This is a genomic window from Amycolatopsis sp. NPDC004378, assembly GCF_053602455.1.
This window is the reverse complement of sequence record NZ_JBSGDR010000003.1, coordinates 114827-127263: the sequence shown is the minus strand read 5'-3', so window position 1 is coordinate 127263 and position 12437 is coordinate 114827. Positions and strand designations below refer to the sequence as shown.

The following is a 12437-nucleotide window of genomic DNA, read 5'->3' as shown; positions in this document are numbered from 1 at the left end:
GGCCGGACCTGTCGGACCTGTCGGGCCGCCGGCAGCGTCAAGCCGCGCCGCCGGCCAGGGCGACGACCCGGCCGAACGGGCCGTTGTAGTAGTTCTGGTCGCCCGGCAGGCCGCCGCTGCGCGCGAACTGCCAGATGCTCTGCTTGTCCCAGCCCGCCGGGAGCTCCCCGATCTCCGGCGCGTACCGGGCGAGCCACAGCGGGTTCGTGTCACCGAACCCGTTCGCGTTGCCGGTGCACTGCTTCCACCACGCGGTGCTCGTGTAGATCAGCGCGCTGCGCTTGACCTTCGCCAGGTACGTTCGGGTGAAGTCCTTGATCCACGCCGTCATGTCGGCCGGGTTCTTGCCGTAGCAGACGTCGCCGTACGGGTTGTACTCGATGTCCAGCGCACCGGGGAGCGTCTTGCCGTCGGAGCGCCAGCCCCCGCCGTGGGCGATGAAGTACTCGGCCTGTTCGGCGCCACCCGAGACGTCCGGGCGGGCGAAGTGGTACGCGCCGCGGATCAGGCCCGCCGCGTGCGCGCCGTCGTACTGCTGGGCATACTGCGGGTTGACGAACCCGGTGCCTTCGGTGGCCTTGACGTAGGTGAACCTCGCGCCGCCCCCGGCCGCCGCGGCCCAGTCGACGGCGCCCTGGTGCCCGCTGACGTCGTGGCCGAGCGTCTGCCCGGCCGGCTCGGCGCGCGCGGTCCCGTGCACACCTTCGTGCAGCGCGATCTGCGTGCCCGCGAAGTTCGTGTCCGCGCGCGAGTAGTCCGCGGCTTCCGCGGGCACGGCGACGACCACCGAAGCGAAGGCGGCCAAGGCGCCCGCTGCGGCGAGACGCCGTCGCCACCGCTGTTCGTCGTGTCCGGCAACGGTTCGGCTCATCGGGGCTCCGATCTCGGTACGGGCACGTCCAAGATCATGGTGCCTGCCCGTGTCGCTCCCCGCGAGCGCTACGTCACTCGATGTGGTGATCTATAGCTCTGTGGTGATGATCGCTTCGACCAGTACTTCCCCCGCACGGGTGAGTTCGACGACGCCGTCGTGCGGTCGCAGCTCGACGAGCCCCCGTGCTTCCAATGCGCGGAACCTGCCCAGCCACGGCTCGGCGAACAACGACCGGCCCGGGAACCGCGAGCCGTGCAGGGAGTCCCGCAGCGGCTGCAACGTCGTCAGCGCCATCTTGACGGCCCGCGCTTCCTGCGCTTCGGGGGTGAACCGCGTCGCCGAGCCCAGCGGGATGCGGCCGCCCGAGACGGTCTCGCTGTACCGCTTCGAGTTGACGTCGGTGATCGCCTCCGACGCACGGCAGCTCGACGAGCCGCCCAGGCCGATCGCGACCTCGGCCTCCTGCTTGTCCTGGTCGACCATGATGGCCTTCCACTTCTCGGGGCCGAGGCCGTCCCGCGCGAAGTACATCGTCGGGTGCTCGGTGTACCCCGCCGCGCGCAGGCCTTCGGTGAGCAGTTCCCGCATCTGGTACTGCTCGCCGAGCGTCGGCCAGCGGTGGCCGTCGCGGACCAGCTTGTCCCGGTAGGACGGCAGCTGCCACGCGGCCGGCTTCTCGCCGGTGACGCCGGTGCGGGTGTCGCTGTAGGACGCGAGGTGCAGCTTGGTGCACACCACGGCCGTGACCTCGTTCTCCAGCACGACGTCGAGGTCGCGGCGGACGCTGTCGAGGGTCTGGTCGAGCAGGCCGTACATCAGGTCGATGCTGACCCACTCGAAGCCCGCGGCCGTCGCGTTGCGGACGAAGTCGACGCACATCTGCGCGGTGTGCTCACGGCCGCACAGCTCCAGGACGTGGTCGTCGAAGGACTGGACGCCGCTGGACAGCTTGGTGCAACCCAGGTCCCGCAACAACGCCAGCTTGGCCGGGGTGAACGTGCTCGGGTCGCCCTCGAACCGGATCGTGGTGCCGGCGGTGAACCCGAACTCCGAGCGGTAGAACTCCAGGAGGCGGCGGATCTCCGGTTCCGGCAGCAGCGACGGCGTCCCGCCGAAGACGTTGAACTCCCCCACCTCGGCGCCGGCCAGGCGCGGCACGGCGTCGAGCCACAGGCGGGCTTCGGCGATGTTCAGGTCGACCCAGTGCTTCGCCTTTTCGTACGCCACTTCGGGGTTGCCCTTGACCAGCACCACCGGGTACTGGCAAAACCGGCAGCGGTACGCGCACGTCGGGATGTAGGACCAGAGGTGGATCGGGCCCGATGACGCCAGCTGCGCGTCCAGATCGCGCAGGAAGTCGTCGGGCGAACCGGGGACGTTGCCCGGGAAGACGTGCGCCCCGAACGGGTCCTCCTGCACGAAGTCGAGCAGGTGCCGGTTCTCCGGTGCCGCCAGGACGTCGAGCACGGCGGGGCGCGGCCAGGCCGGGTCGAGCGCGTGCAGCGAGCCGATCGCCTCTTCGTAGGCGAGGGTCATCAGAACACCCCTCCGTTGCCGAAGTAGTTGTGGGCCTCTCCCGATTCGCGGTCTTCGCAGTAGTAGTGGACGAACTCCGCGAAGCGCTCCTCCGGCACGTCCGCCAGGCACGGCGGCAGCGGCGGCGGGACGCCGATGTCTTCGCCGACGTGCCTGCGCAGGCAGGCGAACAGGTCGTCGGCGAACTCGAAGTACAGCCGGTAGGACGGCGTCTTGTACGCGTGGATCGGCGTGAAGTCGACCACGCGCATCTCGTGCCGGATCTCCTCGATCCGCCGGGCCAGCCGCGCCGCCAGGTCGGTGCCGAAGAACGCGATGACGGCGTCGTCCTCCAGCAGCGCGGGCGTGAGGAGCACCGGCAGGATGGTGTTCTTCGGCGTGAAGTCCTTGATCGAGAACTCCCACGCCTGACGCGCCTCCGCCTCGGTGAGGTCAACGGGCACAGCGGGCGCTGAAGGCCGGATGTCGCGCATGACGATGATGCCGTCCGAGCCGTAGGCCCGGCCCGCGATCACCTCGTCGATGGCGTGGTCGACGCGCCGGGGGTTGATCTCGACCCGCGAGCGCGGCGCGTACGTGATCGCGTCTCCCCCGCTGGCGACCTTGATGCCGAAGTCCCAGTCGTCGGAGAGGTGGTTGACGAACTTGCCGTCCTGCAGCTGGTAGAAGATCTCGATGCCGCCCGCGCGCTCGTAGGCGTCCCGTTCGACCGCGAAGCCCTTGCCGTCGGGGAAGCCGCCGAACAGCGAGAAGGTGACGGCGCGGCACCGGAGCGTCCGCTGGATCGCGTCCCACAGCCGTGGCCGTCCGGTGAAGTGCCCGGGGTTGTAGTAGTAGTCGCAGACGCCGATGGCGGCCTTGCTCTCCTCCATCGCGGCGAACAGTTCGCTCAGCCAGTGCGCGTCGACCCGGCAGTCCGCATCGGCCGAAACGAGGTAGAACCGCTGCGCCGGGTCGGTGTCGGGCCGGTTGCGGCTGCGCGCCGCGGCGAAGTCCATGCCCGCCCGCCGCGCGCACGAGACGCCCTGCTCGGGCTCGTGGATCACGTGCAGCGCCAGGTCCGGGTGCGCCGCCGCGAAAGCACGGGCGATGGCCACGGTGTCGTCGGTCGAGTTGTTGTCGACGAGCACGACCTCGTACCGGCTCTTGCCGAGCGGGCCGCGCTGGTCGTGCAGCGTCCGCAGCACCTCCGGCAGGTTCGCGGCCTCGTTGTAGACCGGCAGCACGACCGAAACCCGCGTGCCCGCGCCCATCGGCGGCGGGTACAGCCGGCCGACCAGCTCGTCCGCGACGCGCGTGCCGAACCGCGCCTGCCCGAGTTCGGAGTTCGCCCGCACCACTTCGGCCCGTTTCCCTTCGTCGGTGATCAGTTCGGCCACTTCGCGGGCGAACGCCGCGTCCGGCAGGTCGCGGGCCCGGATGTCCAGCACCGGCGCCCGGAAGCCGCCGTAAACGGCGTTATACAGCTCGTACCCGCTCGTGATGTACGGCGTCCCGGAGGCGATGGCTTCGCTGACCGGGTTGCCGTAGCTCTCGTAGTCGTAGGAGGTCAGGAAGGACACGACGGTCGCGTGCGCGAGGAGGTCGCGCACCGAGTAGCGGTCGGGCACGGTCGTGTCGTACGGCGTCAGCCAGCCCCCGAAGACGACGCGGTCGCCGACGCCGAGCCGGGTCGCGAGTTCGACGAGCCGGGCGTGCTCGGCCGGGGCCTCGGCGACGTCGCCGGCCACGAACAGCCACGCGTCCGGGAGCAGCGTCAGCAGGTGGAGGTCCCGGTCGACGCGCTTCTGCGGGATGATCCGCGTGATCCGCGCCAGCAGCGGGACGTCGGCGGGAATCCCGTGGTCGCGCCGGAAATCCGCGTTGCGCTCGTCGATCCGCGCGGGCGCGACGGTGAACGCGTTGGGCAGGACGTCGATGTTCCGCAGACCGGGAACCCACTCCAGGGTCTTCACCTTCGCCTGCTCGTGCAGGGCGAAGTAGTGGATGTGCGGCGAGTTCCGCGGCGCGGGCACGCCCGGGTAGGGGAACCGCCCGTACTTGGCGATGCCCGGCTCGCTCTGCCACATCAGGTCGTGGTCGCGCCAGAACACGAACCGGCCCAGGCGGTGCCGGGCGCCGTAGCGGTCGATCGCGCGGTACAGCGCTTCGGTGTAGGTGATGTTCTCGGGCAGGGTGCCGTTCTCGACCACCACCATCGTCACGCCGAGGCGTTCCCAGGTCGCCACGACCCGGTCGGCCAGCTCACCCGCGATGCGGTCGATTTCCGGGCGCAGGGCGGCAGTCCCGTTCTGGACGACCTCGGTCAGCGTCCGCTCGACGAACGCGCGGTCGTAGCCGCGGATCTCCTCGACGCCCTCGACGCGGGCGAGCGTCACCCACTCCGGCAGCAGCCCGGCTTCCTCGCGGTACGGCCGGAAGAACGCGCCCTTGTCCGCCTTGATGTCGTAGCCCAGGTCCAGGTGGACCCGGCGCCCGCGAAGGCGGCCCGCCGTCTTGAGGAACTCGACCACGACCCCGGACAGCGGAGTTGCGTCGAAGGACACGCCCCAGAGCACTGACATCGATGTCGGACTCCCCGTCTCGGCTTCGCCGTCTTTTCCAGACTAAGCGGCGAAGCGCCGGACGGCCGCGTGAGCGAAATGGTTGACCACGGGCGGGCCCGGCTTCGTCTGCGACACCGCGGTGAGCGCGCTCTCGACCGCGAAGGTCATCGAGCTGCCCGCCGACGGGGTCGGCTTCGAAGGCCGGGCCCGGCCGTGGCTGTCCGTCGAGCGCCGGGTCAGGGCGCCCAGGGCTGGGCGACGACCCAGCTGACGTCGTCGTTGTACGAGCCGGCGGCGTCCCAGGCGTGGGCGCCGCTGGTGTCGGCGATGTACACGGTGTCGTTGTAGTGCCGCAGGTACTTGCCGGAGTAGTTGTAGCTGCGGAACGACGAGCCCTGGCCGTTCTTCCCGGCGACCGGGCAGAACGTCGCGTCGGCGCGGAAGACGGCGCTGCCGTCCATCGGCCGGCGCAGCACCTGGAAGTCGAAGTGGCGCAGGAAGTCGCCCGGGTAGTTCCGGGATTCGAACGACACGCAGGACGCGTCGGCGAGTCCCTTCCGGACGACCCAGGTGGCGTCGTTCTTGTCCAAAGTGGAGCTGACGGGTGAGATCACCGCGGTGTCGTTCCGGTGGCGCAGGTAGTCGTTCGTGCAGCACGCGGTGGTCGCGCGCAGGGAGACCTCCGAACCGGGGCTGAGTGTGCCGGTGCTGCCGGTCGGGCCGCCGTAGCCGACCGAGACGACGTTGGCCTGCACCGCGTTGTCGGCCGCGTCGGTCGGCAGCCCGGCGGTCATCACGCCCTCGAAGAACGACCCGATCGAGCCGTTGCTGTTGTCGCCGCCGGTGCCCAGGACGATCGCGCCCTCCTGGTGCATCGGCGAGTAGCCCGCCCGCGTGGGCTCCGGGCCGGAGTAGGTCGTCCGCAGCCCGCCGGACTGGGCATTGCCGTCCTTGAGCGCGAAGAAGTTCTGGCCGTTGTTCTTCAGGAGGGCGGTCACGAACGGTGCCGTGCTGCCCGTGTTGGCCGTGTTCTGGCTGCCGCCCGCGCTCGATTGGAAGAGCCCGTTCTCCAGGTCCGCCTGCACCCACGGGCCCGCGCCGTGACAGGGCTGGAACCAGCATTCGGTGCCGAAGTTGAGCGCGTCCATGTGGCCGTTGCCCGTGTCCTGGTTGTTCGTCTCGGCGTTGCCGTAGTCGAAGCAGCAGGCGCCGTTGACGTGCGTGCCCGAGGTGATCATGTACATGCCCTCGGCCTGGCCGTTCCTGGCGACGCCGGACGTCGAGTTGTCCCGGTAGCCCATCCGGCCGGAGAAGGAGGCGCCGTAGACCTGGTGGCCGCCGGCCGTCACCGGGAGCGCGTCCGCCGGCACGCCGGTGTCCTGCCCGCCCGCTCCGCCGGGACCTTCGATCGTGAGGTCGTTGTGCCGGGACGTCTGGTCGTAGATCTCGGTGATGAGGCAGGTCGTGCCCGTGCAGAAGGAGTCCTGGGCCGCCGCGTTGGCGTAGCCGCCGGCCGCGAGCAGGCCGATGTTCGTCTTCGCGCCGTCGGACGCCCGTTGGACCTGGTAGAGCGGGCCGTTGTAGGCGGCGAAGAGGGCCCGCGTGGTGCTGTGCGCGGCGACGCACGGGGTCCCCGCGGCGCCGTAGATGTCGCAGGGCAGCGACGTCGCGGCCGAGGCCGTGGACGCCGTCGTGAGAGCGGCCGAAACCAGGGCGGCGGCAGCGGCCAGGACCAGCCAGGTCCGCCGCCGATTGTTAGCGCTAACATTTTTGATGTCTCGACGTTGAGACATAAAAGCCTCCAGAGCGGGACCGATGATGTGAGCGTTACCAGCAGGTCACTATGCAGTGCCACCCGGGTTTCGTCAACGCTCCGAACTGCCACGCGCGTCCCTAAAACGATTTACGAACGGCCGTCGTCGTCGAAGCGATTCACCAGGCGTACGTCCCGGTGGAGTATTGCCAACGTGTGAGTTCGTGATTACAGTCACGTATCACGCTGTATTGAAACGTTTAAATATTCGCCGCCCCATCCCCGCCGTAAGGGAGCCCGAATGCTGCCCTCGAAGCTCTGGCGCGCGACCACCACCACGCTCGCCGCGATCCTGGCCCTCTCCGCCGCCTCGGTGCCCCCGGCCGGTGCGGCGCCACCGGTCGAGCTGACCGGCGCGCACTGGATCTGGTACCCGGAAGGCACGCCCCAGACCACCGCGCCGGCCGCGACCCGGTACTTCCGCGCCACGTTCACCGTCCCCGCCGCCGCGGTCACCGACGCGCGGTTCGTCGTCACCGGCGACGACACCGCCGACGTCTGGCTCAACGGCAAGCCGCTCGCCTCCTCGGCCCGCACCCAGGACTCGTGGCGCTCGGCCCTGTCGGTCGACCTGCGGCCCGCGCTCACCCCGGGCGTCAACACCCTCGCCGTCGCCGTCCGCAACGCCGGCGGCGCGGCCGGGCTGCTCGGGCGGCTGCGCGTGACGACCGCGTCCGGCACCACGGACCTGACCACCGGCACCGGCTGGAAGAGCGCGACCACCGCGCCGGACGGCTGGGAACAGCCCGGCTTCGCCGACGGGAGCTGGGCCGCGGCCCGCGACCTCGGCGCGTACGGCACCGGACCGTGGGGCTCCGGCGTCCGCACCCCGAGCCCTTCGGACTCGACGCCGCTCTCGATCGCGAGCGCGACGGTCGGGCAGCAGGTCAACCCGCTCGGCGTCGACCAGCCCCGGTTCGGCTGGAAGCTCGCATCGTCGGCTTCACAGCAACGGCAGTCGGCCTACGAAATCCAGGTGTCCTCCGGTGGCCGGCAGGTCTGGGACAGCGGGCGCGTCGCCTCCCCGCAGCAGGCGGACGTCGCCTACGGCGGCCCGGCGCTGACCTCGCTGACCGCCTACACCTGGAAGGTCCGCGTCTGGGACGGCCAGGGCCGGATGAGCGGCTGGAGCCCGGTGCAGCGCTTCGAAACGGCCCTGCGCGACCCCGCGTCCGAGTGGACCGGCGCGTTCCTCGGCCGAGCCACCGCGGGCCCGGACCTGGCCGGGGCCAGCTGGATCTGGTACCCGGAGGGTGATCCCGCCGGCGGCGTGCCGCCGGCGACCCGGTTCTTCCGCAAGACCCTGGACCTCACGACGGCGCCGTCGAAGGCAACCCTGGTCGTGACCGGGGACGACACGGCCACCGTGTGGGTCAACGGCACGAAGGTCAGCGACTCGCCGCGGGTCACCGACTCCTGGAAGACGGCGGCCGTCGTCGAGATCGGCAGCCTGCTCAAGGCCGGGACCAACACCGTCGCCGTCAGCGCGGAGAACACCACCCAGAGCCCGGCCGGGATGATCGCGAAGCTGACCGTCCCGGGTGGACCGGCCGTGGTGACCGACGGGTCGTGGAAGGCGAGCCAGACCGGACCGGACGGCTGGCAGCAGAGCGGGTACGACGACAGCGCGTGGCCCGCGGCGAAGGCGGTGGCCGGCTACGGCACGGGGCCGTGGGGCGCGAACGTCGCCGTCAGCGCGCCTTCTCCCCTGCTGCGCAAGAGCTTCACGGTGTCGAAGCCGGTCGCGAGCGCGCGGCTGCTCAGCACCGCGCTCGGCCTGCAGGAGACCCACCTCAACGGCGCCAAGGTCGGCGGCGAGGTCCTCGAGCCCGGCTGGACCGACTACACGAAACGGCTGCAGTACCGCGTTTCCGACGTCACCAAGCAGATCCGGACCGGCGAGAACGTCCTCGGCGCGATGGTCGGCAACGGCTGGTACTCCGGGAGCATCGGCATCGCCGGGAGCCAGAAGTACGGCACCGAGCCGTGGTACTCGGCGCAGCTGCAGCTGACCTTCACCGACGGCACCGCCACCACGGTCGCGACCGACGGCACCTGGAAGGCCGGCGACGGCCCGATCCGCGCCGACGACCTCTACCAGGGCGAGACCTACGACGCGCGGCTCGCGACCGGCTGGGACCGGCCCGGCTTCGACGATCGCACCTGGGCGGCACCCCGCGTGCGCACCGACGCGAAGCCGAACCTGGTGTCGCAAGTGGACAACGGCGTCACCGTGCAGCAGGAGTTCAAGCCCGTCTCGTGGACGCAGCCGAAGCCGGGCGTCTGGGTGGCCGACCTCGGCCAGAACTTCAGCGGCGTGAACCGGCTGTCCGTGACCGGCCCGGCCGGCACCACGGTGACCATGCGGCACGCCGAGGTGCTCAACCCGGACGGGACGATCTACACGACGAACCTGCGCGCGGCCCAGGCGACCGACCGGTTCACCCTGGCCGGCACGGGCGGCGCGGAGACGTACGAGCCGCGGTTCACCGTGCACGGGTACCGGTACGTCGAGCTGACCGGCCTGCCGTCGGCGCCGGACGCATCGACGCTGACCGGGCGGGCGATGTGGACCTCCGGCGCGCAGACCGGCACCTTCACGTCGTCGAACGCGCTGGTGAACCAACTGCAGCACAACATCCTGTGGGGTGAGCGCTCGAACATGCTGTCCGTGCCGAGCGACTGCCCGCAGCGCGACGAACGCCTCGGCTGGACCGGCGACATCGGGATCTTCGCCGGCACGTCGACGTTCAACCTCGACGTGGCGAACTTCCTCGGCAAGTTCAGCGACGACCTGGTCGACGCGCAGCACGCCGACGGGTCGTTCACCGACGTCGCACCGGGCGTGCTGAGCGGCTCGGGCACGGCGGGCTGGGGTGACGCGGGCGTCATCGTGCCCTACACCCTGTGGCAGCGCTACGGCGACACCGGCGTGATCACCGAGCACTTCGACGCGATGGTCAAGTGGGTCGAGTACCTGCGCTCGACGTCCGGCGCGGACCTGATCCGCGACCACCAGACCTACGGGGACTGGCTCAACGTCAACGACAACACCGCGCAGGACCTGATCTCGACGGCGTTCTTCGCGTGGTCGTCACGGCTGGTGTCGCGGATGGCGGCGGCCACCGGCCACACCGCGGAGGCGACGAAGTACGGGACGCTCGCCGACCAGGTCGGGGCGGCGTTCACGGCCCGGTTCTCGCAGGCCGACGGCACGGTGGGGGCGGGTTCTCAGACGGGTTACGTTCTCGCCCTGGCGTTCGGGCTGCTGCCCGCTTCGCGGGTGCAGCCTGCGGCGGACAAACTGGCCGCCCGCGTGGCGGCGGCCGGCGGGCACCTGAGCGTCGGGTTCCTCGGCGTGGAGAACCTGCTGCCGGTGCTGGCCGCGCACGGCCACGCCGACACGGCGTACCAGGTGCTGCTGCAGCCGGACTTCCCCGGCTGGGGCTACATGATCGGCCACGGCGCGACGACGATCTGGGAGCGCTGGGACGGCATCAAGCCGGACGGCTCGTTCAACGACCCGGGCATGAACTCGTTCAACCACTACGGCCTCGGCTCGGTGGGCGACTTCCTGTACCGCTCCGTGGGCGGCCTCTCCCCGTCCTCGCCGGGCTACGCGTCGCTGCTGGTCGCCCCGCGGCCGGGCGGCGGGCTGACGTCGGCGAAGTCGTCGTACGAGACACCGTACGGCGGCGCGGTCAGCGACTGGTCGGTCTCGGGCGGGAAGCTGACGCTCCGGGTGACGGTGCCGCCGGGCTCGTCGGCGACGGTCCAGGTGCCGACGTCACAGCCGGGATCGGTGGCCGCGCCGGCGGAGGCGGTTCCGTCGTCGAGCGGGTCGTACTTCGTGCCCGCGGGTTCGTACGTGTTCACGGCGCAGGCCTGACGAACTGACGGGGCCTTTCCTCGCACGCGCTGCGAGGAAAGGCCCCTCGGTCAGTGGCGCAGCGCGACGTTGAGCACGTCGCCCGCGTGGTCCAGGCAGTCCGCGCAGATCACCGCGTCGCGCTGGGCGCAGCTCACGCGCAGCAGCGGACGGCGCAGGCCGAGGAACGTGCGCCGCTCGCGGCGGCCGCACGAGCCGCACACCGCGGCCAGCGGCGAGGTCACCGCCGCCAGCACGTCTCCGCTCACGGTCTCCCGGTCGACGCCGTCGCCGACCACCTTCAACCCGGTCCGGACGCAGTCCAGGCAGATCGGGCCGGCCTTGCCGGGCACCCGCGGGCCGCGCACCGTGCCGCAGAACCGGCAGGGCCGCCCGGCCCCGTTCGCCGCCGTCACGCCGCCTCCTCACGGTTTCGCCGTCCGCGCGGCGGGAACCCCGAGCGCGGTGCGACCTGCCGGCCACGCTACGCGCCTTCAGCCGGGCAAGCGCACTGGACGGCACGAGCGCGGGAGGAACCTTGTCGGCGTTGACGGTGCTGTTCGGCGTGGCCGGCCTGCTCGCCCTGGCCGCGGCCATCGTGCCGAAGCTCGTCGCCGACCGGCCGTTCTCGGTGCCGCTGGTGATGCTGGTCGCCGGGATCGTGCTCGGCCTGCTTCCGCTGCCCGCGCCGTACGGCAACGGCTGGAGCGACCCGGCCGCCCACCTGCACGGCGTGGAGTCCTTCACCCAGCTCGGGATCCTCGTCGCGCTCGCCGGCGCGGGGCTGTCCGTCGACCGCCCGTTCGGCGTGCAGCGCTGGGGCTCGACGTGGCGGCTGCTCGCCCTGACCATGCCGCTGTCGATCCTCGCGATCGCCGCGCTCGGGGCCTGGTGGCTCGCCCTCGCGCCCGGTGTCGCGCTGCTGCTGGCCGCGGCGCTCTCGCCGACGGACCCGGTGCTGGCGGGCGACATCGGCGTCCCGCACCCCGACGTCGAGCCGGAACTGGCCCGGGACAACGAGATCCGCTTCACGCTGACCACCGAGGCCGGGCTCAACGACGGCCTCGCCATGCCGTTCGTCCTGCTCGGGTTGGCGATGGCGGGGCGCGAGCCGCACCTCGGCGTCTCCTGGGTGCTGGTGGACCTGCTGCTGCCGGTCGTCGTCGGCGTGGTGATCGGGCTGGTCGCCGGGCGCGGCCTCGGCTGGGCGATCTTCCACGTCTCGTCGGACCGGCTGCGGCTGGCCGAGTACGGCGACGGCCTGGTCCTGCTCGCCCTCGCCTTCCTGCCGTACGCGCTGGCGGAGCTGGCCCGCGGCAACGGGTTCGCCGCCGTGTTCGTCGCGGCGGTCGTGGTGCGCAAGCAAGAGCGGGAACACGACTACCACGGTGTCCTGCACGCCTTCGGCCACCAGCTCGAACGGCTTTTCGTGCCGCTGGCGCTGCTGGGCCTCGGGCTCGCCATCGGGGACGGGCTGCTGCGCGGCCTGCGTCCCCTCGAGGTGGTGATCGCCGTCGTCGCGGTGCTGGTGGTGCGTCCCCTGATCGGCTGGGTTTCGCTGCTCGGGTCGTCCGCCGGCCGGCCCGCGAAACTGGCGATCGCGTTCTTCGGCGTCCGCGGCATCGGCACGCTCTACTACCTCGCCTACGCGCTCGACCGGCTGCCGGTGGCGCAGCAGGACGTGCTCTGGCGCGTCGGCGCCCTCGCCGTCGCCGTGTCCGTGCTGGTCCACGGCGTGCTCGCGGAGCCGGCGATCCAGCGGATCGAACGGATGGGCGGCCACCTGCCCGACCACTGATC

At 71.3% G+C, this 12437-nt stretch carries 7 protein-coding genes; 2 read left to right on the top strand and 5 right to left on the bottom strand.

Going from position 1 to position 12437, the window contains the following annotated elements:
- Window positions 1–37: 37 nt before the first annotated feature.
- From ACWEN0_RS12210 to ACWEN0_RS12195, 4 genes are all read right to left on the bottom strand, one after another.
- Window positions 38–871 (bottom strand): lysozyme, encoded by an 834-nt coding sequence (locus ACWEN0_RS12210; RefSeq protein WP_451972259.1) that lies wholly within the window; start codon window positions 869–871, stop codon window positions 38–40.
- Between the two features lie 90 nt (window positions 872–961).
- Window positions 962–2410 carry a radical SAM protein gene (locus tag ACWEN0_RS12205; RefSeq protein WP_451972257.1) on the bottom strand — a complete coding sequence of 483 codons (1449 nt, stop codon included), beginning with the start codon at window positions 2408–2410 and terminating at the stop codon, window positions 962–964.
- Window positions 2410–4974, bottom strand: a complete 2565-nt coding sequence (locus ACWEN0_RS12200) for a glycosyltransferase (RefSeq protein WP_451972255.1) — start codon at window positions 4972–4974, stop codon at window positions 2410–2412. Before ACWEN0_RS12200 ends, ACWEN0_RS12205 begins: the two co-directional genes overlap by 1 nt.
- A 218-nt stretch (window positions 4975–5192) precedes the next feature.
- Window positions 5193–6749, bottom strand: a complete 1557-nt coding sequence (locus tag ACWEN0_RS12195; protein WP_451972253.1) for an alpha-L-arabinofuranosidase B — start codon at window positions 6747–6749, stop codon at window positions 5193–5195.
- A gap of 261 nt (window positions 6750–7010) precedes the next feature.
- Here ACWEN0_RS12195 and ACWEN0_RS12190 point away from each other — a divergent pair, with 261 nt between their 5' ends.
- Window positions 7011–10658 carry a family 78 glycoside hydrolase catalytic domain gene (locus tag ACWEN0_RS12190; protein WP_451972251.1) on the top strand — a complete coding sequence of 1216 codons (3648 nt, stop codon included), beginning with the start codon at window positions 7011–7013 and terminating at the stop codon, window positions 10656–10658.
- A 50-nt stretch (window positions 10659–10708) separates the two neighbouring features.
- On the opposite strand, the gene ACWEN0_RS12185 is transcribed toward ACWEN0_RS12190, so the two are convergent.
- Window positions 10709–11053 (bottom strand): hypothetical protein, encoded by a 345-nt coding sequence (locus ACWEN0_RS12185; RefSeq protein ID WP_451972249.1) that lies wholly within the window; start codon window positions 11051–11053, stop codon window positions 10709–10711.
- A gap of 122 nt (window positions 11054–11175) precedes the next feature.
- Here ACWEN0_RS12185 and ACWEN0_RS12180 point away from each other — a divergent pair, with 122 nt between their 5' ends.
- Window positions 11176–12435, top strand: a complete 1260-nt coding sequence (locus ACWEN0_RS12180; RefSeq protein ID WP_451972247.1) for a cation:proton antiporter domain-containing protein — start codon at window positions 11176–11178, stop codon at window positions 12433–12435.
- Window positions 12436–12437: the final 2 nt, after the last annotated feature.

Excerpts from the sequence above, each read along its gene's own strand:
- ACWEN0_RS12210 (WP_451972259.1), bottom strand. The coding sequence starts at position 871 with ATGAGCCGAACCGTTGCCGGACACGACGAACAGCGGTGGCGACGGCGT.
- ACWEN0_RS12205 (WP_451972257.1), bottom strand. The coding sequence starts at position 2,410 with ATGACCCTCGCCTACGAAGAGGCGATCGGCTCGCTGCACGCGCTCGAC.
- ACWEN0_RS12195 (WP_451972253.1), bottom strand. The coding sequence starts at position 6,749 with ATGTCTCAACGTCGAGACATCAAAAATGTTAGCGCTAACAATCGGCGG.
- ACWEN0_RS12200 (WP_451972255.1), bottom strand. The coding sequence starts at position 4,974 with ATGTCAGTGCTCTGGGGCGTGTCCTTCGACGCAACTCCGCTGTCCGGG.
- ACWEN0_RS12190 (WP_451972251.1), top strand. The coding sequence starts at position 7,011 with ATGCTGCCCTCGAAGCTCTGGCGCGCGACCACCACCACGCTCGCCGCG.